The organism is Lacibacter sp. (genome assembly GCF_035299325.1).
Lineage (GTDB): Bacteria > Bacteroidota > Bacteroidia > Chitinophagales > Chitinophagaceae > Lacibacter.
The window spans coordinates 104,561-128,915 of record NZ_DATGWT010000012.1; the positions used below are offsets into that span (position 1 = coordinate 104,561).

Annotated in this window: 21 protein-coding genes and 1 tRNA gene; 12 read left to right on the plus strand and 10 right to left on the minus strand. The window is 39.7% G+C overall.

What is annotated here, in order from left to right; genetic code table 11:
* Positions 1–29: 29 nt before the first annotated feature.
* From VK159_RS07880 to VK159_RS07890, 3 genes are all read right to left on the minus strand, one after another.
* Complete coding sequence (locus tag VK159_RS07880) at positions 30–449, minus strand: hypothetical protein (protein WP_324229581.1); 420 nt, start codon at positions 447–449, stop codon at positions 30–32.
* A 160-nt stretch (positions 450–609) separates the two neighbouring features.
* Positions 610–1,359: a LytTR family DNA-binding domain-containing protein gene (locus tag VK159_RS07885; protein WP_324229582.1), complete on the minus strand. Its 750-nt coding sequence runs from the start codon at positions 1,357–1,359 to the stop codon at positions 610–612.
* Positions 1,360–1,374: 15 nt separating this feature from the next.
* Positions 1,375–4,917: a sensor histidine kinase gene (locus VK159_RS07890; RefSeq protein WP_324229583.1), complete on the minus strand. Its 3,543-nt coding sequence runs from the start codon at positions 4,915–4,917 to the stop codon at positions 1,375–1,377.
* A 199-nt stretch (positions 4,918–5,116) separates the two neighbouring features.
* On the opposite strand from VK159_RS07890, the gene VK159_RS07895 reads away from it, so the two are divergent.
* Together VK159_RS07895 and VK159_RS07900 are read left to right on the plus strand one after the other, a co-directional pair.
* On the plus strand, positions 5,117–5,839 hold the full coding sequence (locus VK159_RS07895) for a YebC/PmpR family DNA-binding transcriptional regulator (RefSeq protein WP_324229584.1): 723 nt from the start codon (positions 5,117–5,119) through the stop codon (positions 5,837–5,839).
* Positions 5,840–5,936: 97 nt separating this feature from the next.
* Entirely contained in the window at positions 5,937–6,341 is a 405-nt protein-coding gene (locus VK159_RS07900) for a thiol-disulfide oxidoreductase DCC family protein (protein ID WP_324229585.1), read from the plus strand.
* Positions 6,342–6,402: 61 nt separating this feature from the next.
* Here VK159_RS07900 and VK159_RS07905 read toward each other — a convergent pair whose 3' ends face one another.
* From VK159_RS07905 to VK159_RS07920, 4 genes are all read right to left on the minus strand, one after another.
* Positions 6,403–7,209 carry a PhzF family phenazine biosynthesis protein gene (locus VK159_RS07905; RefSeq protein ID WP_324229586.1) on the minus strand — a complete coding sequence of 269 codons (807 nt, stop codon included), beginning with the start codon at positions 7,207–7,209 and terminating at the stop codon, positions 6,403–6,405.
* 82 nt (positions 7,210–7,291) lie between these two features.
* Positions 7,292–7,894, minus strand: coding sequence for a trimeric intracellular cation channel family protein (locus VK159_RS07910; protein ID WP_324229587.1), 603 nt, complete (start codon positions 7,892–7,894; stop codon positions 7,292–7,294).
* A gap of 72 nt (positions 7,895–7,966) precedes the next feature.
* On the minus strand, positions 7,967–8,332 hold the full coding sequence (locus VK159_RS07915; RefSeq protein WP_324229588.1) for a four helix bundle protein: 366 nt from the start codon (positions 8,330–8,332) through the stop codon (positions 7,967–7,969).
* A 70-nt stretch (positions 8,333–8,402) separates the two neighbouring features.
* Positions 8,403–10,781: an alpha-ketoacid dehydrogenase subunit alpha/beta gene (locus VK159_RS07920; RefSeq protein ID WP_324229589.1), complete on the minus strand. Its 2,379-nt coding sequence runs from the start codon at positions 10,779–10,781 to the stop codon at positions 8,403–8,405.
* Between the two features lie 219 nt (positions 10,782–11,000).
* Between VK159_RS07920 and VK159_RS07925 the strand changes: the two genes are divergently transcribed.
* From VK159_RS07925 to VK159_RS07935, 3 genes are all read left to right on the plus strand, one after another.
* Positions 11,001–11,474, plus strand: a complete 474-nt coding sequence (locus VK159_RS07925; RefSeq protein WP_324229590.1) for a DUF1573 domain-containing protein — start codon at positions 11,001–11,003, stop codon at positions 11,472–11,474.
* Positions 11,475–11,493: 19 nt separating this feature from the next.
* Positions 11,494–11,874, plus strand: coding sequence for a DUF1573 domain-containing protein (locus tag VK159_RS07930; RefSeq protein ID WP_324229591.1), 381 nt, complete (start codon positions 11,494–11,496; stop codon positions 11,872–11,874).
* Between the two features lie 96 nt (positions 11,875–11,970).
* Complete coding sequence (locus tag VK159_RS07935) at positions 11,971–13,167, plus strand: pyridoxal phosphate-dependent aminotransferase (RefSeq protein ID WP_324229592.1); 1,197 nt, start codon at positions 11,971–11,973, stop codon at positions 13,165–13,167.
* 166 nt (positions 13,168–13,333) lie between these two features.
* Here the strand turns inward: VK159_RS07935 and VK159_RS07940 are convergent, their stop codons facing one another.
* The gene (locus tag VK159_RS07940) at positions 13,334–13,555 is read right to left on the minus strand and encodes a GIY-YIG nuclease family protein (RefSeq protein ID WP_414672821.1); all 222 of its coding nucleotides are present in this window, start codon (positions 13,553–13,555) and stop codon (positions 13,334–13,336) included.
* Between the two features lie 50 nt (positions 13,556–13,605).
* Positions 13,606–13,679: transfer RNA gene (locus VK159_RS07945), tRNA-Met, on the minus strand.
* A gap of 308 nt (positions 13,680–13,987) precedes the next feature.
* On the opposite strand from VK159_RS07945, the gene VK159_RS07950 reads away from it, so the two are divergent.
* A complete protein-coding gene (locus VK159_RS07950; protein WP_324229594.1) occupies positions 13,988–14,281 on the plus strand; it encodes a hypothetical protein in 294 nt (97 codons plus the stop codon).
* A gap of 119 nt (positions 14,282–14,400) precedes the next feature.
* Here the strand turns inward: VK159_RS07950 and VK159_RS07955 are convergent, their stop codons facing one another.
* A complete protein-coding gene (locus VK159_RS07955; RefSeq protein WP_324229595.1) occupies positions 14,401–15,435 on the minus strand; it encodes a HEPN domain-containing protein in 1,035 nt (344 codons plus the stop codon).
* A 320-nt stretch (positions 15,436–15,755) separates the two neighbouring features.
* Here VK159_RS07955 and VK159_RS07960 point away from each other — a divergent pair, with 320 nt between their 5' ends.
* From VK159_RS07960 to VK159_RS07985, 6 genes are all read left to right on the plus strand, one after another.
* The gene (locus tag VK159_RS07960) at positions 15,756–16,208 is read left to right on the plus strand and encodes a helix-turn-helix transcriptional regulator (RefSeq protein ID WP_324229596.1); all 453 of its coding nucleotides are present in this window, start codon (positions 15,756–15,758) and stop codon (positions 16,206–16,208) included.
* 199 nt (positions 16,209–16,407) lie between these two features.
* The gene (locus VK159_RS07965; protein WP_324229597.1) at positions 16,408–17,190 is read left to right on the plus strand and encodes a hypothetical protein; all 783 of its coding nucleotides are present in this window, start codon (positions 16,408–16,410) and stop codon (positions 17,188–17,190) included.
* Between the two features lie 217 nt (positions 17,191–17,407).
* The gene (locus tag VK159_RS07970) at positions 17,408–18,151 is read left to right on the plus strand and encodes a hypothetical protein (RefSeq protein ID WP_324229598.1); all 744 of its coding nucleotides are present in this window, start codon (positions 17,408–17,410) and stop codon (positions 18,149–18,151) included.
* A 247-nt stretch (positions 18,152–18,398) separates the two neighbouring features.
* Entirely contained in the window at positions 18,399–19,409 is a 1,011-nt protein-coding gene (locus VK159_RS07975; RefSeq protein WP_324229599.1) for a DUF3500 domain-containing protein, read from the plus strand.
* A gap of 264 nt (positions 19,410–19,673) precedes the next feature.
* A complete protein-coding gene (locus VK159_RS07980; RefSeq protein WP_324229600.1) occupies positions 19,674–20,237 on the plus strand; it encodes a hypothetical protein in 564 nt (187 codons plus the stop codon).
* A gap of 309 nt (positions 20,238–20,546) precedes the next feature.
* Positions 20,547–24,191 carry a choice-of-anchor D domain-containing protein gene (locus VK159_RS07985; RefSeq protein WP_324229601.1) on the plus strand — a complete coding sequence of 1,215 codons (3,645 nt, stop codon included), beginning with the start codon at positions 20,547–20,549 and terminating at the stop codon, positions 24,189–24,191.
* The last annotated feature ends 164 nt before the right edge of the window (positions 24,192–24,355 follow it).

Sequence of the window (24,355 nt, forward strand, 5' to 3'; positions counted from 1 at the left end):
AAGTTTTAATTGTTAGTGATGAATTGCTGTTATTGTTTTTTAAGTTGAAAGGTGCCGCCATCGCTTGTGTTGGCATTAAAACCCCATTGCCCATCAATAGTTCCTTCTGCTGCATTGAAGGTGCCGGCAATGGAATATTGTTGTCCTTCTTTTGTGTAGATACCAATGAAAACTGTGCTGCTGAGCGACCATGTACCGGTTGCTTCCACAGTTCCGGCTTCGTTGATACGTTCCAACACAGCACCGGGCTTAAGTTTAAGACCATAGAAAAATACAGGAGTTGCTGTGCCCTCGCCATACTTCCCTTTCCATGTGCCATCGATGGTAACAGGCTCTTTTTGTTCAGGCACTGTGTTTTCTTTTTTACAGGCACTGAAAATAAAAACTGCCATGAGTACAAAAATTGTTTTGCTGAGAATGAAACGAAGAAAATGTTTTTCGGTTTGCATGTTTGAAAAAAGGTTTAATGATCAATGTTTAATAACAGAACAAACCTACATGCAGCAATAGCAGATTAAAAACCATATTGAGTAAACAGCAACTGTAGTTAGCATACTGCAAAAAAAATCCCCACTTTAATGAGCGGGGATACAAAACAAATAGCTGAACTCAGAACTTCGAAAACAGTTCCATAAATTCCTGTTTCCTGCTGCGAGAAATAGAAACAGTGGCATCGTTATCCATAACAATATAACCACCATCGCCCCGCACAAATTTTTTAATACGGTTAATGTTGATAAGAAAAGAACTGTGTACACGATAAAAATCAGCACCACTCAATGCCTCATCAATATCTTTCAACACTTTTGATACAAGTATTTTTTTACCGCCGTCCAGCACCACATTTGTATAATTACTTTCTGCCTCGCAATAAATAATATCCGCTGTTGGTACAAATATCAACCCATCGTTGGTGGTGAGTGCAATACGCTGCGGCGTGGTCTTTACCTGCTGATGCATACTTTGCAGCAACAGATCAAATTGCTCTTTGGTCGGGATCGTTTTACGTTCTTCTATACGTTGTACCGTTGCTTTCAGATCTGCAGGATCAACCGGCTTTAATAAATAATTAAGGGCGCTGTATTTAAATGCCTTGATGGCAAACTGATCATAGGCAGTACAAAAAACCACATCAAAAAAAAGTTTGTCAAACTGCTCCAGCATATCAAAGCCATTCATCTTTGGCATTTCTATATCGAGAAACACCACATCGGGTTTAAGTTTATGAATTGCTTCAATACCCTGCTCTGCCGATGAACACATCGCTGCAATTTCAACCGAAGGGCAATAGGTTTTAATGAGCCACTCCATCATTTCGAGTGCATTCTTTTCATCATCGATTAAAACACAGCGTATCATAGTTGTTCATTTTAATTAACAATCAACAGGAATTTTCAATATAACTCTGGTGCCACTGGCCATACCATTCATATCATACAGATCTTCAATTTCAACTGATGCATCGATCTTTGCCTGTTTATTCAACAAAGCAATTCGGTCTTCCGTAAGCTTCATGCCCAATGATTTTTTTGTAGAAGCTGATTTACTCTTCAGCTCTTTTGCTTTTGCACGTCCCACACCATTATCTTCTATTACACACACCAACATCGTTTCTTTTTTTCCTGAAATACTGATGGTGAGATGCCCCGCTTCTTCTTTATGTAACAAACCATGCCAAATGGCATTCTCAACATAAGGTTGTATGATGAGCGGAGGCAAACAAACTGCATCCACCGGCAAATCGTCGCTTAGTTTTATTTCATACGAAAATTGTTTTTCAAAACGGATAGCTTCCATATCAATATACAAACGAAGTGCTTCCAATTCGCTACTTAACGGAATGGTTTTGCTGTTGGAGTTGTCAAGGATCAAACGAATGAGTTTTGCAAAACGTGTAAGGTAGAGCGAAGCTGTTGCCTGGTCACTCTTCACGATGTAGCGGTTGATGGAATTAAGACAATTGAAAATAAAATGCGGATTCATTTGTGCCCGCAATGCCTGCATTTCCACTTCCGCCATTTTTTGTTTTGTTGCCATAAGTACTTTCTCCGCTTCCTGCTTTTCTGCTTCTGCTTTTGCTTTTACAATTTTATTAGCACACAAATTCGCAATTGTTGAAAGTACCGACAAGTGACGTTGAGTAAAGAACCCTTTTTTTGAGTGTTCGCAATCGATCACTCCCAGAACGGTTGTATCGATCATGATGGGCACAGTAATTTCGGAGTAACGAAAATCGCCATCCTGTATATAACGATCATCTTTACTGGTGTCGTTTACAATTTCTGCAACACCGGTTTTTGCAACCGTTCCGGTGATGCCTTTACCCAATGGAATTTCAATGGGATTAATGATCGTTAACTGCTCGGGCGATTTTGCACCATAAGCAGCTTTCTGTACCAGTACATTCTTTTGCGGATCGAACAGATAAATTACACAATCTTCAAAATGCAAACGACCTATGCAGTTACGGGCAACATCCCACAAAATTTCATCAACCGTTTGTTGCTGGTAGATACTGCCCGATATATAATTGATGGCTTGTTCTGTTTCAAGTTCTTCCTGCTTTAATTGGAATTTTTTGTTCCGGTTGTGTACATACAGCCACAACATGAATGAAAGAACTGCTGTACAAATAACCAGGAACCAGGTAGATATCCAGAAAGGTTTTGCTACACGAAAAGCAAAACTGTTTTTTGCACTTACCCATGTTATATCGTTTACTGAAGCCTGTACCAATAGTTGATACTTTCCTGATGGTAACGACGTGAGTCGAACAACATTCGTATTGCCCAGCTCCTTCCATTCATGATCAAGACCTTCAATTTTATAACGATACTTTACTTTATCTGCATTGTTATAATAAGGTGCCACCAGTTCCACTTCGAGTGAGCGGTTGCTGTAAGGTATTTCCAATAATTCTGTGAAATCGCAATACGAACTGTCGTTACTGCCTGAGTGAACATTTTGTATGAATACATTCAACTGCCTGGTACTATAATCAAATGTTTCAGGTAATACGTAGTTGATGCCGTTTGCACCGCCAAAGAAAATAATGCCGTCTTTATTACGATAAGGCCCATTCGCATTGAAGCCATAGCCCTGTACATTGTCAGCATAATCAAGCAGATTCAATTCATTGGTTGATGGATTGAATCTATAAATCCCTTTTTCTGAAGTGGCCCACAGCATCCCTTTTTTATCTTCATAAACCGAATTAAGAACAATGCCATCAAATCTGTTTGTAAAGGGCTTTACTGAAATACTGTTATTCGTATAGGAAGCAATGTACAAACTGCCCGTTCCTGTTATCAGCAGATCGTCATTTGCTCTAAGATGACCGGCCCATAACGGCAGATGCCGATCGGGGCCAGGCATGCTTGCAATATGCTTTAATGAATCGCTTAAAAGATGTACTCCTCTTCCTGTGATCACCCATATCTTGTCATCTGATCGTTCAATGGCACGATTGGTATTTTCTTTTGCTGCGGGAACATCGATCATGGATAATTTGTAACTGCCGCCTTCCAGTAAATACAAACCATCTCTGCCCAACATTAAAAAATTTCCATTGCGGAGTGTGGTAATATCATCAATAAAATCCCGTTCGATATAAAGTTTTACACTGTCGTTTGTATAGATGGGCCGGCGATATTGTTCGGTTGCCGGATTAAAGATCCATATGCCAAGATTTGTTGGACCAAGAATGATGTTCTTTCCATCATAAGCAATACCTCTTACAGACGGATGATTTAATTTGTTCGGCGCATCAGGTACTGCTGTATAAATTTTCCATAGTCCGTCACTTTTTCGCCATTGCACAAAACCATTACCGGTGGCAATCCATAAATTTCCTGCATCATCTTCCACCATTTGCCGCACATTGTTTACAGAGCCTTGCGGCTGATTACCCGGTTGCGGAATACGCAGCAAACCCAATGGCTGTTTGCTTAATGAAAATCTTGCGATACCGGCAACGGATAAAAGCCATGCTGTATTTTCATCATCGAGAAAAATATGGTTACTGTAATCATTACCTATTACCGGATAACCATTCTGATAAAAATTAAGTTTCTTAAAACTGTTGGATGAACTGTTGTACTCAAAGATACCTTCCCTTGTTACCAGCAGGTATTTGTGTGAATCAAATTGCACAAGACTTCGAATGCTGAATGTTTTGCCCGATGTAAGTTGGTATGCAGCGGGCAACAGCACTTTCGTTTGTGTTCCTGTTGCATAATCGTAGAGAAACGTTTCATTTGTCCAGGTGCTGGCAAACAGACGATCATCGGTTACAGCAAAAATGCGGAAGTTGTTAGTGCTGGGTAATGCACTGATCTGTCTTGATTTGAAATCATACAAATAAATGGAATCGGCTTTGCGAAAAAAAACAGACAAGTTTCTGCTGGCAAATACATCCACACTGTAATTCTTTCCATTTCTATAAACATCTGCTGCTTTTGCGAAAGCATGCCTGTTCTCATCAAATAAATGAAACCCTTCGTTTGATAATAAATACAAGCTGCCGTTGCTCAATTCGAATAAATGAGCCCTTGCATGTTTTGCATCCTGCATGTCAACAGCTACTTCCACAAAACCATCGAAATCATTTTCAAATCTTACAACAGCAGTTACAGCGCTTGCCCATATCCTTCCTTTTTTATCGCAATAGAGATGGGCAAAATTGCCATCGAGTTTAAATTCTTTGATCCGTTTCCCATCAAAGCGCTGTACACTTCCCGGGTAGAGTATCCACACAAAGCCCTGTTTATCTTTGACGAGCTCCCTGTAATTGCCCGGCCGGATGCCGATGGAATAATCAAACAGTTGTAAATGATAATCGGGCAGTTGGGCATGGGTCGTTTGTTGCACGACCAATACCAAGAAAAGGAGCCCTATGTTACGCAGTAAATGCAGCATGCAGCGTTCAGGTTATACAGCACGTAACTTACCTCAAAGCCCAAAACCAATCAATACCCGTTGCGTGAAATGCCAAAATACTGCGTAACCGACAAAAAAGAAAGTGTGGATGGCAATTTTGGCCTGTGCGAAACCAAGCCATTTGATGCATGGTAGATAGGTTACATCTCCCTAAATTTGCGCCCTAATCAATAAACAAATGGGACGGATTTTTGAAGTTAGAAAGAGTACCATGTTTGCCCGTTGGGATCGCATGGCCAAACAGTTTACCCGTATTGGTAAAGAAATTGTGATTGCCGTTAAAGCTGGTGGCCCCGACCCCGGAACAAATGCTGCCCTGCGTCGTTGCTTTCAGAATGCCCGCAGTGTGGGTATGCCGAAAGACCGTGTGGAAGCTGCCATTAAAAGAGCCCAGGGCAAGGAACTCATTAACTATGATGAAATTCTGTACGAAGGATACGCACCTCATGGTGTTGCAATTCTTGTTGAAACAGCAACGGACAATCATGTGCGTACTGTTGCAAATGTGAAAAGTCATTTCAATAAAGGTGGTGGTACGCTGGGTAACAGCGGATCGGTAAGTTTCCAGTTTAAAAAGATGGGTGTGTTTAAATTAAAGCCCGAAGGTTTGAATGCTGAAGAGATGGAACTGGAGCTGATCGATTTTGGTTTGGAAGAATTGGGTGAAGGCACAGGTGAAAATGGCGAAGATGTATTAGTCGTTCGTTGTGCATTTGCCGATTTTGGTAATATGCAAAAAGCTTTGGAAGATAAAGGCATTACGCCGTTAAGCGCAGAATTGGAATGGATTCCTACTACCACAGTTCCTGTAACAGATGAACAGGCAGAGGATGTAAGTAAACTGATTGAACGTTTAGAACAGGATGATGATGTGCAGAAGGTGTTTCATAATATGGGATGATGAATAATGAGTCATCAGTGATAAGAAAATTATAATGAGAAGGGCTGCCGGTTGCAGCCCTTCTGAATTTCAAAAATTCGTTGCGTAACTTTATTCAATGGAACAATTGAACCGACTGGTTTTATTCGATGGCGTTTGCAACTTCTGTAATTTCTGGATTCAGTTTGCACTGAAGCGGGATAAGAAAGGAAAGCTGACCTTTGGTTCACTGCAGGGCGAAACGGCGCATCGTATATTGCCTCAGTACAATATTGATCCAACCATTCTTACATCAGTAATTTTTATAGAAGACGGGATTGCTTATCGTGAATCAACTGCTGCATTAAAAGTATGCAGGCATTTAGATGGTGGCTGGAAATTATTGTATGCGCTCATCATCATTCCCGCATTCATCAGAGATGGTATTTATAAATGGATCGGCAAGAACCGTTATAAATGGTTTGGCAAACAGGAAAGTTGTATGCTGCCAACTCCTGCGCAACGTGCAAGGTTTGTGGATTGAAAAGACGATGGGCCACATACGATAGACCATCACACCCCACCCGTTACTGGTTACTCACCTCTCAATACTCCCCTCTTACCTCAAATTCTCCTTTCATATAAAACACACATTCTCCACCCATCATTAAACGCTCTGTATTTTTCTGTTCGCAGATAATATCGCCGCCACGTTTGCTGAGCTGTTTTGCAATCATTTTTTTCTTATCAAGTTTTTCACTCCAAAAAGGAATCAATTGTGAATGTGCGGAACCAGTTACGGGATCTTCATCAATACCGGCTGATGGAGCAAAGAAGCGTGAAACAAAATCAACTGTATTTCCCTTGGCAGTAAGGATTACCATTTCACCTGTTTTTTTCATGGCAGTGAAATCGGGTTTGGCATTGATCACTTCTTCTTCAGTTGCTACTTCAATTAATAAGTCACGGTATTTGTAAGCCCCATGTATTTCTTTAACACCGAGTATTTCAGCAATACCATCCGGATAATCATTAATACGTTCAGGCTTCCAGGAAGGAAAATCCATTTCATAGTTGGTGCCGTTTTTCTCAACGGTTAACAAACCACTTTTTGAACTGAATGTGACAGATGGTTTGTTATAACCAAGCTGCGTGTACAATACAAATGCACTTGCCAATGTTGCATGACCGCATAAATTAATTTCAAGCTCGGGTGTAAACCAACGGATATCATAATCAGCTCCATCAACCTGTGATGGCACAAAGAATACAGTTTCAGCAAGATTGTTTTCCATCGCCAGCTTCTGCATCAATTCATCATCGATCCATTTTTCTAATGGGACAACAGCAGCCGGATTTCCTTTGAACAACGTTGAAGTAAATGCATCAACCTGGTATAAATTCAGTTTCATATATCGTTTTTAGAAGTATGCAAATTAGGAAAGTATCACCGACATGAATATGTGATTTTAGATAAACGGTGTGAATGGATTCTTAATAAAATCGTGGTAACGCAAGTTTATACCGCACAACAACAATTCGAAATACGACAATAAATACAATTGCAATAATAGTTGCAAACGGACTGAACATATCAACCTTTAATAACAAGAGATAAAGTATTCCACCTAAAATAGAAACAGAAGCATAAATTTCTTTTCGGAAAACGAGTGGCACATTGTTGAGCAACACATCTCTGATTACACCACCAAACGATCCTGTGATAGTGCCCAATGCTACACAAATACCCGGACTGAATTGTAATTCCAGTCCTTTCTCTACGCCAATAAGTGTAAACAAACCAAGACCAAACGCATCAAATAAAAATAAGGTGCTAGTAAAACGTTTGAGATAGTTACCAAAGAACATGGTGCCGATTGCCGCTGCAATAATTACAATGGTTGTTGTTCCGTTCCTTAACCAGCTTACCGGTGTATCGCCGATCAATACATCACGCAATGTTCCGCCACCAATAGCCGTAACAAAAGAAAGAATGATCACACCAAACGGATCAAGCTTTTTCTCCATGGCAGAGAAAGCACCTGAAACAGCAAAGGCAAACGTTCCGAGTATGTCGATGATGGAAAGGAAGGACATTTTTTCTGTGAATAGTTAATTAAAAATAGGCAATTGACAACAGGCAATAAGCAAGAAAAACAACAGGCGTTCTTAATATTTGTCGGGATTGTTAAGCATGTGATTCAAAAGTTTTCCAACTTGATTACTCAAATCATACAAATTATCATACTTATCTTGAGAAATATATTGACAGGCCAATGCAAATTCAAGCCAGCCCTCCGTTTCTGAATTTTCCATATCTGAATCCGATACCTTGGCAACGAAATGCGCAGGGTATATTTTCTTTCTATAGGCTTCCCGTAAACAAATACAAACACTGCGTGATGAGCGTCTGATCTGATCGGTAAGAGAATATGTTTCCTCTTTTGGAAATGATTTGGCCAGTTGAAAAATCTGCATAGCAAGGGAAAAAGCAAGCTGATACACTTTGGTATCTTTCACAGTTTTAGCAGCCATATTATTGGTATTTGATTTACAAACTACAACAACATTCCCAATTGCATATTTCCCGTTGCCTATTCCCAACTCACTCCCGCATCATCTCCTGCAACACCGTCATGATCTCTTCAACATTTGGTTTGCTGAAGTAATCACCATCGCTGCCATAGCCCGGACGATGTGCTTTACCGGTAATGGTACGTGGAGCAACATCAAGATATTTATAACCGCCTTGTTCTTCCATCACTTTATTGAACATATAAGCTGCTGCGCCTCCGGGTACATCTTCATCAATGAAAGCGATGCGGTTTGTTTTCTTTAATGATTCAAGAATAACATGATTAACATCAAATGGCAAGAGTGTCTGCACATCAATAATTTCACAACTGATGCCGAAACGTTCAAGCTGTTGTGCCGCATCATCAATAATTCGGAGAATAGAGCCGTATGATACAATCGTAATATCTGTTCCTTGTCTCACCACTTCCGGCACTCCCATCGGCACTGTGAAAGAAGAAAGATTAGAAGGCATTTTTTCTTTCAAGCGATAGCCATTCAAACATTCGATCACCAGACCCGGTTCATTGCTTTGCAACAACGTATTGTACATACCTGCTGCCTGCACCATATTGCGTGGCACACAAACATACATACCACGAAGACTGTTAATGATCATACCCATTGGTGAACCGCTGTGCCAGATGCCTTCTAAACGATGACCTCTTGAACGGACGATCAACGGTGCACTTTGACGGCCTGCAGTTCGGTATTGTAATGTTGCCACATCATCAGTGAGTGGTTGCAACCCATATACTAAATAATCGAGGTATTGAATTTCTGCAATAGGACGAAGGCCACGCATTGCCAGACCAATGCCTTGTCCCATAATGGTCAACTCACGAATGCCCGTATCAAAAATGCGGTTCTCACCGTGTTTTGTTTGCAATCCGGCAAAGCCCTGGTTCACATCACCAATAAAACCGAGATCCTCACCAAAAGCAACGGCCTTTGGATTGTTGGAAAATAATTGATCGAAATAACGGTTGAGAATTTCATAACCATTCAACAACGAAGCATCATCTGCATATTCTGCTTTTACTTCCGCTACTTTCATAGCACTGGCTGCACCTTCATGATACAAATGTGAACTGAACAGTAATTCGTTTTCCTTCTGTAGCTTTTTATAAAGTTCATTTGCAGAAGAAGAAACGCCAGACACAGAAATTCCTTTATACAATGCACTCATCACATCACGACGGTTAGGCTCACGAAGCTTGTTTAATTCACTGATCACCTGTTCAACTTCTTCTTTGTTGGGAGATGATGCAGCAGCCTGTTGCAGTGCAGCAATTACTTCTGTAACCTGTTTTTTGATGGGCAATTCAAATTCTTTCCACGCTTCATTCTTTTCATTGCGTGCAAACTCTTTTGTTTCACGCTCAATTGTACTCAATTGATCTTCATCTGCCAGGTTGTTTTCAATGATCCATTCCTTCATCTTCTTAATACAATCCCACTCACGCTCCCATTGTAAGCGATCTGTTGTTTTATAACGCTCATGGCTACCCGAAGTTGAATGGCCTTGTGGCTGCGTTACTTCTTCCACATGAAACAATGCCGGTGTATGTGTGGCACGTATCTTTTCAATACCGGCTTCAAACACTTCGCACATACCTGCATAATCCCAGGCTTTTACTTTATAAATTTCAATACCTGTGGTGCCATCTTTTTTCTGAAATCCTTTCAATGCTTCTGAAATAGAACCTTTGGTTGTCTGGTATTTTTTAGGAACAGAAATGCCGTAGCCATCATCCCAGATAAACACAGCTAAAGGAATCTGCTGTACGGCAGCTGCATTCATGGTTTCCCAGAAGTGACCTTCACTTGTTGATGCATCGCCAATTGTAGCAAAGCAAACTTCGTTTCCTTTATTTGAAAGTTGTGTGAACTGTTTCAATACATCGGAATGGCGGAACAATTTTGACGCCAACGCCAATCCAACCGAACGTGGCATTTGTGCAGCAGTTGGAGCCATACCTGAAGTGAGATTCTTTCTGTTTACCAGGTCGAGAACATTGCCATCAGTATCCACAAATTCAGAGGCAAAATGAGAGTTCATCTGGCGACCGGCACTATGCGGATCATGAGCAGTATCCGGATCGGCATAAAGTTGGGCGAAGAATTCTTTTAACGTTGCCACACCGGTAGCAAACGCAAAGGTTTGATCACGGTAATAACCACTGTAAAAATCGCCGGGCTGGAAAAACTTAGCCATTGCAAGCTGGGGTACTTCCTTACCATCGCCAAAAATGCCAAACTTGGCCTTGCCCGTAAGTACTTCTTTCCGGCCAAGAAGACTGGCTTCACGACTGAGGCAAGCGATGCGGTAATCCTGTAACACTTCCCGCTGAAAATGCTCAAAAGAGAGCTGCTGGAGTTGCAAGGTTTCGTTAGTGGTTGATTCCATGCGGCAAAAATAAATGATTTGATCCCACGTTAACACTTGTAAGCGGATTTGGTGAAAACAACCTGTTTACTGTGAAAAACCGTGAAAACGTAAATTTCAATCTCAAACTATGAAAATTCCGGCCCAATTACCGCTAATAAAATTTTGTGAAAGGCAACCATCCGGCGCTATGAACTGTCTCTACTAATACTTACTTTTACAATTCTAATAGAAGCATTTATGAAAAAACATGTTATTACCCTTTGTGCCGGTTTATTATTGGGCTTTGCCGGCATGGCTCAAAACCACGACGGGCACAACCACAACACTGCTACAACTACTACTCCCACTCCCAAACCTGAGAGCATTAAACTTTCTGAATCAACATTTGATTTTGGAAAGATCCCGCAAGGGAAACCTGTAACGCACATATTTACGGTTGAAAATATTGGTAAAGATTCGTTGAAGATCGATAACGTGCAGGCCTCCTGCGGTTGCACAACACCTGAATGGAGCCGTACAGCAGTTGCAGCCGGTGGCAAAACAACCATTAAGGTTGGTTACAATGCCGCAGCTGAAGGCGTGTTCGACAAAACCATCACGATTTATTACAATAGTGGACAAGTGAAAGTGATGAATATTAAAGGAACTGTTTGGAAAACCCCTGACCAATCGGCTCCAACTAACCAGGCATTAAATATCTTTAAACAATAAATATTAAAATAAGTATACGATGAAACAGTTCATGATCGCTTTTGTAGCACTCTTTGTTTTCACAGCTGTGAATGCACAAAGTAAAAAACCTACTGATCTTGTAAAATTTGCCAGCGAAACTGTTGACCTTGGTAAAGCCAAGTTGAACAGCCCTGTAACAGCAACATTTACATTTACGAACAGCAGCACAGAAGATGTGGTAATTGAAACAGTGACCCCAGGTTGTGGTTGCACAAAATCTGATTATACAAAAGAACCCATCAAACCGGGCAAAACAGGCACTATTACTGCCACTTACAATGCCGCCACACCCGGCAAATTCTCAAAGCAGGTTCGAGTGAAATTGCTGGGGGTTGACCAGGAGCAGGTTCTTACCATTTTAGGTAATGTTGAGCAATAAATAAACCATCTCCGTTATAACAGGCCTCCGGAATTTCCGGAGGCTTTTTTATTTCCAATACTAATAAATGTAAGTACCAACCCTATCTTTGCCCGCATGTTAGCAATCAGTAAACGTGGCGAACAAATGCCGCCCTCGCCCATCAGGAAATTAGTTCCCTTTGCAGAAGCTGCCAAGAAGAAAGGCATCAAAGTATTTCATTTGAATATTGGTCAGCCCGATATTGAAACACCTCCTGCTATTCTTGATGCTGTGCGTAATACCGATATTAAAGTGCTTGAATACAGTCATAGTGCCGGTAATGAAAGCTATCGCCGAAAACTGGTACAGTATTATAAAAAGGTGGGCATTGATGTGAGCTACGACCAGATCATGATCACTACGGGCGGCAGTGAAGCCATCATGTTTGGTTTTCTTACCTGTTTAAACCCCGGTGACGAAGTGATCGTACCCGAACCGTTTTATGCAAACTACAATGGATTTGCATGTGCCGCAGGAGTAACTGTGGTGCCCATCACTTCTACTATTGAAACGGGTTTTGCATTACCTCCTATTGAAGATTTTGAAAAAGTAATTACAGCAAAAACAAAGGGCATCATCATCTGCAGTCCGAATAATCCAACTGGTTATTTATACAGCAAAGAAGAGATGTATAAGCTGAAAGAGCTTTGTTTGAAGTACAACCTCTATCTATTCAGTGATGAAGCTTACCGTGAGTTTTGTTATGATGGCGAATATGTAAGTGCTTTGCATGTTGAAGGACTTGAGCAGAATGTGGTATTAATGGATACCATCAGTAAACGGTACAGTGCCTGTGGTGCAAGACTTGGTGCACTTGTAACAAAGAACAAAGCAGTGTATGATGCTGCTATGAAATTTGCACAGGCGAGATTGAGTCCGCCCGGTTTAGCTCAGATCATGGGTGAGGCGGCGATCGATCTTCCCGACTCTTATTTTGAAGCACCAAAAGCAGAATACCTCTCACGAAGAAATCTATTGGTGAAACGATTGAATGCAATGCCTGGTGTGGTTTGTCCCAACCCCGGTGGTGCGTTTTATGCTATGGCCAAATTACCGATTGATGATAGCGATAAATTTTGCCAGTGGTTGCTTGAATCATTTTCTTTCAATGGCCAAACCATTATGCTGGCACCTGCAACTGGTTTTTATGGTACACCCGGCCTTGGAAAACAGGAAGTAAGGCTGGCTTATGTGCTTAATCTTACAGCACTTGACCAGGCAATGGATTGTTTGGAAGAAGCATTGAAAGTTTATCCGGGAAGAACCAATTAAACGTCATGTGAGTGGTGAATGGGGAGTGGTGAGTAGTCAGGTACCCATATACGATCTTTTCATAAAGTTTACAATAGAAAAGTCCTCCAGTTGGAGGACTTTTCTGTTAGTACCGGAGAGCAGACTTGAACTGCCGTTCGCCGCGGCGGATATGAATCCTCTTTAGTTAGTGTGGTAATGATTTGATGAACTCCCGACCGACACCTGACTTCATCCACTTTTCATAATGCATGGCCTCGAGTTTGGTAGCAAATTCTTTTGTATGAATGACAATCCAAGGTCTGTATTTTGAGGTCCAATCTTGACCCAATTCATTATATGACAATAAACGGGATTCAAGATTTGTTGTATACCCGTAATAAAGTTTTTCGAACCGGAAGAGTATAATGCGTAAGCTGTGAACATCACAGAAAAGCCCTCAATTTGAGGGCCTTGAAGTACCGGAGAGCAGACTTGAACTGCCGACCTTCGGGTTATGAATCCGATGCTCTAACCAGCTGAGCTACCCCGGCTAATGGGCGGCAAAGATAAAGGTTTCCTGTTTTTGAGCCAACCAATTTTAGAAGCATTTTTAAGATTCGTCTTATGGATTGAAAAGGGTTGTATGCAATTGAGCATTCACAGGCCTTTTGAGCGCTTTTAATAGGGAGTAAAGTGGCTTATGGGTGGAAGTATCCTGCGTGTACATGTGCAATCATTTTTCAATTGTAAGGATTGATCCGCTGCGTAAAAAGTGGTAAAAATGCTCAAAAGTGGCAAAAATCGGTAAAAACGGCCTGTTGGTTTTTTTATGCTCTGATCAGTTTTCTATTTTGTGCCTATGGCAAAACAAACCGGACAATTAAGGATAACGGGGACCATTAACCGCATTTGCTTTTATTGCATGGACGGTGAATATTATGCAAGGGAAAAGAGTTCCCTATCTGCTGAGCGGGTGAAACATGACCCTGCGTTTGCAGAGACGATGCGGCATGCAAATCAGATGGGAAATGCATCGAAGATTGCTTCTGCTATTTACCGGCAGATTGTACCGCAACATGAACGAAGCAGAGACAAATTCAGAGAAGTGGTGAGTATGGTGAAGCGGGAGTTGGCCGCTGATAGTCATAAATGAGCACAGATTAACGAGAGCACAAACTCTCCCTCCTGCGTTAAAACTTCGGAGGGCAGGGCAAGAATTGGTACGAAGAAAATATAATTCAACAAAGCGATGTATTGAAAAGCTGTTGAAGATTAAACAGGCAAGCTAAGCCTGTTTTTTATGGCGGTTACTGCTGCATGATGTAACTGCTGTACTTTTTGTAACAACAATTCAATATCTGTTGAGGACGGCGAAAAATCATCTTCATACCTTGCTGCGATATAAGCATCATCAAGGATTTTCAACAATCGTTTATCTTCTTCTGTATAGCAGGGAAAAACCTGATCAACTACCGCTGTGCAACGGCGACAGGTTTTCTTTAATGCAGCAAGGGAATGTGTTTTTTTATCACGACCCGTAAGTGAAATGAGTATTGCACGACAGCATAGTTCGGCTGCCTGTTGCAGAAAGAATGCAGTGAGTTTGTTATTTTGCTGCTCTATGCATTTTGTTGCATGATGTAAGAAGGTTTGAGCTTTGCTGAAATTAGTTTGAAACCGTTCCCTTGCATTTTGCATTATCTCTTTTAATCTTTCACCCGGCGTAGTTGGCCATTCTTTTTCTTCGCTCCAATACATTAAATTTTCTCCTGTACATACGAGACTGTAAAACACATGCCCTTCTTTTACTGCTGTATTCACACGGCTTGCCTGCTGTAATGAAAATGATAATTGTGTTCCCAATGAACAGCCTGCTTCGATGAGGGTTTCGTATTCACTGAATGGTTTTTCCTGCATGGTATCGGGAAGTACAATCATGAGATCGGTTACCGGTTGCTGACCCAGGTGTGGATCATGTACAATTCTGTAAATACGTTCGGGTTGTAAAGTGATGACTAAGAAGACTGTTACACGGTACAGGATATCGTCTTCAAAGAGCCAGGCTGCACAATTTTCATCTTCCACAGCAGCGTGTTTTTTTATTATTGTAAATGCATAATTCTGTTTTGCTTCGGCTGCTTCTTCCAGGAAGTTGAAGAGATAATTCAGCTCAGGCAGGAGTTCAAGAAAATAGTTTGTGGTACCAATTTTCAGTTCATCTTCGAGATAATCGAAGAGTACTTTGCGAAGGTTGCGACTGATGAGGGCGGGGTTGCCATGTTCGAGGAGTGTGTTGAGGGATTCCATGGTGGTGAGTTGTGAATGGTGAGTGGTGAATGATTAGCCGGTAGCCGATAGTGGTTAGTAGTTAGTCTCTCCTACGCTATCACCTTCACTAAAGTTCGGTGATTGAAAAAGTTTCGGAGAGCAGGGCAAAGCCTTACTGAACTAATGGGGCAGGTTAAGAGAATGGTTTTTCAAAAGAGATTGGCTGGCTTACAAATAACCGGTGAATACAAAACAAAGAACAGGTGTTTTAACGCTGTAACCTACCAGTGTTGTTTGTATTTTACAAGGGATTAGTTGTATGTTACGGGAGATGGTTCATGGTTGATAGTTCATGGTTCATGGGAAGAACAAAAACCATTTTTAAAACAGGCAGAAATAATTACTTTAGCAGTATGACAGAAAAAACCATACACGAAGGAAGAAATGTAAAACGCATCCGTGAGATATTAGGTATTAAGCAGGATGCATTGGCTGTGGAATTAGGATTGAGCCAACAAGCGGTGAGTGCATTGGAGCAGAAGGAGGCATTGGATAAAGAGATGATTGAGAAAGTTGCAAAGGCCTTGAAAGTTCCAACTGAAGCAATTCAAAATTTTAATGAAGATGCAGCTGTTAATTTTATAAACAACACCTACAACGACAACGCAGCTTCTTATGGACATTATTATAATTTCAACCCACTGGAAAGGTATGTAGAGGCGCTTGAGGAAAATAAAAAACTTTATGAACGATTACTCGCAACAGAAAGAGAGAAAGTTGTGTTGCTTGAACGGATGTTAGAAAAGAAATAAGAATTAACGAAAGATACAGCCACTGCAATCCGGTGGCTTTTTTAATGGTACACTCGCCTATTTAAAAAAGTGGATTGTACTAACAACAATACAAAAAGTTGAACATTAAACTATTGATTTTCAATTGCGTAATTTTTAAGATACAGCATCTTATATCATATATATTTGTGTTAGTAGCCATTTTAGAGACACCCTACAAGTGAAGAAACTTTTACCAATCATATTGCTTTTTACGGCTTGCACGACAAACCCAAACAAGGTTGACAAAGCCACAGTTTCAAAAGACACTTTGATACGACAAAGTTCAGAAAGTAAAGATATTTCTGACCCAACAAACACTTTAAACGGCAAGACAGAAACTTTAGAGTTGAGTTATATTGTTTGGGGATGTGCTTGTGCTAATTGGGTGACACCTGCTGACTTTAAAAAGTACGAAGATGATAAACTTGCAGAGCATTGCATTTTTATTGAGCCAGCAAACAAAGATTTAGAACTTCCCATGTACTTCGACCCAGGACGACACTTTATAAAAGTGACTGGACAATTTTATATACGACCAGACTATCCAAAAGGAACAACTAAAGGCGAAGAACAGTTAGACAAAGCAAAAGTATTTCATTATACAAAGATTGATGTGTTCAAAAAGGATATTGCATATTTAGCAAAAGACGACACAACACTTAACTTGTCATACAATGCAATCGCATGTACTTGTGCTCAATGGAGCGACACTAAATCAGTATCAGACACAGCACGACAATATTATTTTCTGGAGCCAGCGAATGACAAACTTATTAATGCAGACAAATTATGGAAAGGTGACAACTTGCCTTTACAAATTCAGGTAACTGGACAAATCGTTTCCTACGCAGGTTATCCGACTGGTTACAATCCAACCAAAGGCGACCCAAAGGCAGAAATGGTTTTTCGTTACACTAAACTAAAAGTCATCAAGAACGGACAGACAAAAAACGGCTACTAACAAAAGGTTTGCTGCAAGGCTGGCGGACGTAATAACAATCGGCAGTTGTGCTACTATCAGCTAATATCGGGCTTGACCGAATTCTATTTGGCTTTTAGTTGTTAACTTCAACTTCAGTTTTTTAATCGGCTTCAGTTGCCGGGCAGACACAGCAACAATTCCAGCCCTGCGGCAAGCCTCGAACGTTGTAGGCAATAAGAAAACCCTCATAATTCAAATGAAAACAATTTTACTGACGACTTTTTCTCTGTTTTTAACTCTTCTGACAAAAGCTCAAGGTCAATATTGTAAGACAAAAACTGTATTCGGAACTCCGTTTAACTACGAACTGAAAAGCTATTTGGATGAAACAAAAAACCGTGTATTTGACAAAGATGAAAAATATGATGAGTTAAATCCTAAACCAATTGAAATAAACTCCGACGAATTTAAAAAGATCTCAGATTCAATAAGGGCATCTTTGACCCAAAACTATTCTAAACGCATTAGCGATAGTTGTAAAATTCTGAAAATAAGAAAGATTTTTGGTGAGCCAGAAAACGAGAACGAATTAAACTATCGAGCTGTTATACAGATTAGAATAAATTCATCCATACAATATAAATTTGGGTTGGACTTTAATAAAAATTTTGGTCTATTACATGGGAAACTTCCTTCAATACCTGACAGCAAATTCTTTTCGCAATTTATTTCATGCTGCAAAGCAATTCAAGTTGCAAAAGAAGACAAAATTGACCCGCTTAAAAGTGTCACCGACATTGACATTCTCCATGTTCCATTTCCCCATGAAAAATTTTCTGATAAGTCAACGACTATAGTTTGGTTAATTCGCTATCAGGACAATAAAGCTGACAAAAATGGTTATATAAAAATCTTTGACAAGTATATTGACATATTCACTGGCAAAATATTAAAACGTTCCGTGACAAAAGTTCCATCAGGACCACAAATAATAGGATAACTTAAATTACGAATACTGCCTACAACAATCAGTTTTGCGGCAGCGGGGGGCGACGCAAAGCGTCGGTCTTCACTTGTAATTCTATTTAGCTTTTGTACCGGCTGACATTTATCTATTAAGCTTTTGAATAAAATTTTATCTTTAGTAACACAGCTCAACACTCGTCGCCAGGGGCGACGTAAAACATTTGCCCCGCCGACCGCAAAGCTTTGAACGTTAGCGGCAACCTTAACCAACACATTTTATTATGAGACTATTTTATTTCCTTCTTATCTTGCCTTTTTATTCTTTATCACAGAATAACAGTACTGGTTCATCAATAGCAAATACGTTCATTAATTCTTTAGACAGTGTACAAAAGAGTAAAACTGTGTTCCCTTTTGATACGATGTCACGTTTTGACTGGCATTATGTTCCTGCTTCTAGTGTCCCCAGACAAGGGATTGCTATAAGAGAATTAGACAGCATCCAAAAACAAAATATTTACAATTTGCTTAAGACTTATTTGAGCAGCAATGGTTATACACGGTCTCAGGACATTATGAATACCGAGTATTTATTGAAAGAACTGGAACCTAATAGTAAAGGACGTATTCCTGAAAATTATTTTGTAGCCTTTTACGGCAATCCTGCGAAAGATAAAGTTTGGGGTTGGAAATTTGGAGGACATCATCTGGCACTGAATTATACAATTGTAAATAATCAATTGGCATTTGCTCCTTTCTTTTTTGGAGTTTATCCTGCTGTTAGAACTAAAGGTGAGGGCAAAGAAAAAAATATATTTAAGGAAGAAGAAGAACTTGGATTTAAACTGGTAAACTCATTGACACAGGAACAAAAGTTGAAAGCAATATTTAAACTTATTCCATTTGCAGATATCGTAACTAAAGTTTCCCCAAAAGTTGTCCCTTTTGACACAGTGGGAATCATAGCAAAAGACCTGACTTTTGAACAAAAGCATTTTTTAAATCAACTAATAGTAACTTATCTCTCTAACATGCCAACTAAGATTGCTAAACTTAGAATGAAAAGAATCATATCAGAAGATTTTAATCAAATAAGTTTTGGATGGGCTGGAAGTACAAAAGTAGGAGAGCCACATTACTACAGAATTCAAGGAAAAACGTTTTTAATTGAGTTAGACAATACACAGTCCAATGCTAATCATGTTCATACAGTTTGGCGAGATTTTAATGGTGACTATGGAATTGACCTTTTGAAAGAACACTATAAAAATAGCAACCACCATAATAAATAAGTTTTTGACACTTCAACTATTTCACAAGGCAGCCGCTAACATTGGGTTTTATGCAAGTTGGGCATGACATTGAAACATCAGCCAATAGCAAACCCAAGCTTTGGTTCGAGCTGGACAAACAACTTTCAACTTTAGTTCTTAAATTCAACTTTATATTTTCAATCAGCAGCGGTTGTCTGCGGACGGAATACTAATTCCCAACCTGCATAAAGCCCTGCCCGTAAGTGGCAATAGCAAAGCGACACTCCGCTAATTAAAACATCAATGGCAATCTGGCAATTTCATATTTATTTTATTCCAAAGAAATCGTTGCTTAATAAGTACGGACAAGTTCCGACACAACTCTCAATGGACAAAGAAAGCTGGAATGATTATTTCCAAGACTCTGACCTTGACCAAGAGCCAGAATTTGAAGACGCATTGACAATTCGTTGGTGGCTCGACCTAAATATCAAGATTGATAACTTTTTGCCATTATTAAAAACTTTTGGTGACATACAAAGCTGGACACAGAATTCTGATGGACTTAGAAGTTTTGGTGACACAGACACAAATGATATTTCTGTTTGCTTTAATGACTCGACAAACATAGTTGAAGAAGTAAGTTGCAGACTTGACCTTCGACAACTTGACAAAAACTTTATAGATAAAGTTCTTTCACTTGCGACACAGTTTGACTGTTTATTAATGGACAGACAAGGCAGACTTTATCAACCTTCAATGATTGCTTTGTTTGACACAATTAAATTATCAAATGCAAATCGTTTCGTTGGCGACCCTGAGAAATTCTTAAATGACTTGTCAAAAGGAATTGTAACACCTGAATAACGCAACGAAAGCTACATGCCACTTACATGCAGTTTTGCGGCAGCGGGGGGCGACGCAAAGCGTCGGTCATCACCTGTAATTCTATTTAGCATTTGTAGCGGTTGACATTTATCTATTAAGCTTTTGAATAAAATTTTATCTTTAGTATCAACGTTCAGCACTCGTCGCCAGGGGCGACGTTAATAAATTGCCCCGCCGACCGCAAAGCTGTGAACGTTAGCGGCAGCCCTATTGACACTCTCCTCAGTTTGGACAACATCTTGACCTTCTTATTGGCCGACCTTGTTTTAAAAAGAGTAAATTTATTATATGAAAAGTGGAACTATATTGGCAATATTAATAGTAAGCGGTTTGCATCTAAACGGACAAACCCAGTTAATAACAAATGGCAACTTTTCAGGTGGCAATAACGGCTGGACATTGGGCAGTCAATATTGGTGGATTAGCTCCGCTTTTTCTTGCAACAATACAAACAGTTCTCCTGCATATGCATATACAGGCAATTCTGATGGTTCATATGCAAACAACATGTTTGGAAGCATGTATCAACAAGTAACAATACCGTCATTTGCTGTTTCAGCTACTCTTTCTTATAAAATCTCAATCAATACTTATGAAACTACGACAACAACTGTAGCGGACGTTTTTGAAGCTCAGTTTAGAAGTACAAGTATGGCTCTATTACATACATTTAATCAGCTTTCAAATTTGAATGGAGGCTCTTTGCCGGGGTGTCAAACATATCAAACCTATTCTTTTTCTGTTCCATCAACCTATTTTGGACAAACAATAAGGCTTAACTTTCAAACTGCATCCGGACCGACCAATGCAACAGTTTTTAGGCTTGACGATGTAAGCCTAACATATACTTGCAATACTCCAAACCAGATTAACTCTTTATCATCAACAACGGTTTCATCTTCACAAATTAATTTATCGTGGACACCTTCAAGCGGGGCATCCAACTATGACATCTTTATGCGTCAAGGTACTTGTGGCACAGTCGGAACTTTCTATACAAATACCACATCAACTTCTAACGTACCGATTACTGGCTTAAACTCAAATACCCAGTACTCTTTTTATGTGACTGCTAAAAATAATTGCGGCACATCGGCTTACAGCAATTGCACCTCTTCAACTACTTTATCTGGAGGCGGCTCTCCGATTATTAATCTTAGTGGCAACTTAGCTTTTGGCAATGTCTCTGTTGGCAGCACATCACAAAGAGCCTTAACAATTAGTAATACCGGAAATGCTGCTTTAAATGTTAGTTCAATAAATTATCCATCGGGATTTAGCGGCAACTGGAATAGTGGAAGTATTGTCGCCGGGAGCAGTCAGAATGTAACCGTGACATTTGCCCCCACAGCAGCAACATCCTATAGCGGAACAATTACTGTAAACTCAAATGCAAGCAGTGGCACAAATACAATTGCCTGTAGCGGAACTGGAACAACGACCGCAAGCCCTTCAATCAGTTTGAGTGGTAATTTAGCTTTTGGTAATGTTGCGGTCGGCAGTACTTCACAAAGAACGTTAACAATCAATAATACCGGAAATGCTGCTTTAAATGTTAGTTCAATAAATTATCCATCGGGATTTAGCGGCAACTGGAACAGCGGAAGTATTGCCGCCGGGAGCAGCCAGAATGTAACCGTAACATTTGCCCCCACAGCAGCAACATCCTATAGCGGAACAATTACTGTAAACTCAAATGCAAGCAGCGGCACAAATACAATTGCCTGTAGCGGAACTGGTATAAGTACGACCCCCTCAACCATTACAATAAGTAACGTAATTAGAAATAACTCAACCTTTCCCAATCCTAAAATATTATGGACAGGAACAACCAACCAAACATCACAAATAATAAAAGTTTGTGCGGATGGTTCAACCGCAACAAAAATTTCTTTTACTAATAATACTGGTACTCCTTCTGCAAATATTAAATTTTGGGTTGCAAGTGACCCCTTCGGAAGTAATTCAGATTTATCAGGCTATTTTATTAATTATACGGTTAATGGTAATATCGTAACGGCTGAGTTTGCTCACCCCAAATATTTACCATCCAATTACAGGCCCTCTAAAAATGACCAGATAAGGATTGTAGATTTTAATAACCCTAATCAAACGATTTTCAGTATACCGTTAGAAATACTAAGGGCTCCCCTACTAATGGTACATGGTTTATGGGGTGCATTTTCTACTTTTGAGACCGTTGATAACCATTTAGAGAATAACAGTTACTATTTGCCTTTGCTTACTTTGCGGGCAAATTACGAATCATCAAATGATGTGTATTTATATGATAATAGGTTTGTTGTTCCTTCCAACATTAATACATTGTTTACAAGAGCAAGAAATAATAATATATCAGCAGGGAAGGTGGATGTAATTGCTCATAGCATGGGCGGACTTGTTACAAGATATTATCTCCAATCAACTGCGTATTCGCAAAAAAAAGACCTACATAAATTAATAACAGTTAATACTCCCCACTCTGGCTCGCCTATAGCAAATCTGTTAACAAACACAAACAGTGTTACAGCAGACGCTGCCAGAATAGTTGCCGAACCCCTCGCAAATCAAATTTTCAATGGTTCAATTTATAATGGAGCAATTGCAGATTTATCTATAAACAGCAACGCATTGTCATATTTAAATTCAGCGACACTTAATAATGGAACTGTACCAAGCCATGTTATAATAACCACATCGCAAGTAATAAATGACAATTTCTGGCACTTAGTTTTTGCTGCAGCAGCTCCAACTCTTTCCATGAGTGTAAATGGTTTTGTAGATTATTTATTTTACAGTCAGCAAAACGATTTAGTAGTTTCTACTTCCTCGCAATCCGGAGGTGTTCCATCTTTTGCAAGAAGTACATATCCAAATATTTTTCATAATGGTTCTTATAATAATTCGTTTGTATTAAATGAGCTTATTACTGCCTTGAACATAAATTCATCTAATACTAATTATTTTACTCAGAACGGCTTCAGCCCAGTTGCAAATAATACCCATTTTAGAGTTGCCACACCCGAGCCTTCAACATTTAATAGATTATTGAATACCGTTAAAATCAATTCGCCTACCACAAATGAAAACTACAATCCGGGAAGTGTTCTTCCGATTAATGTTACTACAAGCAATGGTGTAAACAGGGTTCTTATTGAGGGTATTAACTTATCAAATAATTCTAACTATATTGACTCAACTCTCACAAACGGCATTTTTAACTATCAAATACCAGCCAATGCTTTTGGCAAAATGCGATTTATTGCCATAGGTTATAAAGACAATAATTTGATTGACTACGATACTGTTACAATTAATATCAACCAAACTACTCCATTACAAAATATTGCTTTCCTTAGCGATACACTAATTGTACAAGTAAATAATACAGCAGCGATACCATTAAGAGCATACTTTGCAAACGGAAATACCTACGACTTAAATTCCTTAACTGGCGTACAACTCCAGCTAACAGACACAAACTATGTTATCATTTCGAATGGAGATGTATTGAGAGGAAAAGCGGTCGGAAGCACAATTTTAAGGGCTACTTATCTTACTAAAAATTCCCAAATTCCGGTACTTGTCATTCCTGCAGACACGACCATAAAAAATGGACTAACAAATAATGACACTTTGGTTACAACTCCGGTTACTCCATTAGACCCAACCAACTCTGTAAAAATTTATCCCAATCCGAACAGGGGCGACTTCACTGCGTTCATGGTATTAAAAGAAGACGAAGTCGTTACAATTGAAATTTTTAATCAAATCGGACAAAGGCTATTTTCTACTCAACGAAAGTCTATAAACAGAATTGTAAGAGCATACCTTTCTATAGGTTCAAATATTCAAAATGGGGTTTATTATATCAAAGTGACAGGAAAGAATGAATCACAAACAGGCAAATTTCTTATTCTTCCTGACAAATAAATATTGGCGGGACGAAGGGTATGCCGCTAACATTGCATTGGCGTATATGGCGGCTGACGAATACCGTGTTTCAACTGTAGTAACACAGATGAGCTACATATCCGGCTGACCGAACATCTATCAACAAAAAAATATAACTTCAACTTCAAATCACTATTCGGCTT

Bases quoted from the DNA above. Each gene is read 5' to 3' on its own strand.
- VK159_RS07880 (WP_324229581.1), bottom strand. From the start codon at position 449: ATGCAAACCGAAAAACATTTTCTTCGTTTCATTCTCAGCAAAACAATT.
- VK159_RS07885 (WP_324229582.1), bottom strand. From the start codon at position 1,359: ATGATACGCTGTGTTTTAATCGATGATGAAAAGAATGCACTCGAAATG.
- VK159_RS07890 (WP_324229583.1), bottom strand. From the start codon at position 4,917: ATGCTGCATTTACTGCGTAACATAGGGCTCCTTTTCTTGGTATTGGTC.
- VK159_RS07895 (WP_324229584.1), top strand. From the start codon at position 5,117: ATGGGACGGATTTTTGAAGTTAGAAAGAGTACCATGTTTGCCCGTTGG.
- VK159_RS07900 (WP_324229585.1), top strand. From the start codon at position 5,937: ATGGAACAATTGAACCGACTGGTTTTATTCGATGGCGTTTGCAACTTC.
- VK159_RS07905 (WP_324229586.1), bottom strand. From the start codon at position 7,209: ATGAAACTGAATTTATACCAGGTTGATGCATTTACTTCAACGTTGTTC.
- VK159_RS07910 (WP_324229587.1), bottom strand. From the start codon at position 7,894: ATGTCCTTCCTTTCCATCATCGACATACTCGGAACGTTTGCCTTTGCT.
- VK159_RS07915 (WP_324229588.1), bottom strand. From the start codon at position 8,332: ATGGCTGCTAAAACTGTGAAAGATACCAAAGTGTATCAGCTTGCTTTT.
- VK159_RS07920 (WP_324229589.1), bottom strand. From the start codon at position 10,781: ATGGAATCAACCACTAACGAAACCTTGCAACTCCAGCAGCTCTCTTTT.
- VK159_RS07925 (WP_324229590.1), top strand. From the start codon at position 11,001: ATGAAAAAACATGTTATTACCCTTTGTGCCGGTTTATTATTGGGCTTT.
- VK159_RS07930 (WP_324229591.1), top strand. From the start codon at position 11,494: ATGAAACAGTTCATGATCGCTTTTGTAGCACTCTTTGTTTTCACAGCT.
- VK159_RS07935 (WP_324229592.1), top strand. From the start codon at position 11,971: ATGTTAGCAATCAGTAAACGTGGCGAACAAATGCCGCCCTCGCCCATC.
- VK159_RS07950 (WP_324229594.1), top strand. From the start codon at position 13,988: ATGGCAAAACAAACCGGACAATTAAGGATAACGGGGACCATTAACCGC.
- VK159_RS07955 (WP_324229595.1), bottom strand. From the start codon at position 15,435: ATGGAATCCCTCAACACACTCCTCGAACATGGCAACCCCGCCCTCATC.
- VK159_RS07960 (WP_324229596.1), top strand. From the start codon at position 15,756: ATGGGAAGAACAAAAACCATTTTTAAAACAGGCAGAAATAATTACTTT.
- VK159_RS07970 (WP_324229598.1), top strand. From the start codon at position 17,408: ATGAAAACAATTTTACTGACGACTTTTTCTCTGTTTTTAACTCTTCTG.
- VK159_RS07975 (WP_324229599.1), top strand. From the start codon at position 18,399: ATGAGACTATTTTATTTCCTTCTTATCTTGCCTTTTTATTCTTTATCA.
- VK159_RS07980 (WP_324229600.1), top strand. From the start codon at position 19,674: ATGGCAATCTGGCAATTTCATATTTATTTTATTCCAAAGAAATCGTTG.
- VK159_RS07985 (WP_324229601.1), top strand. From the start codon at position 20,547: ATGAAAAGTGGAACTATATTGGCAATATTAATAGTAAGCGGTTTGCAT.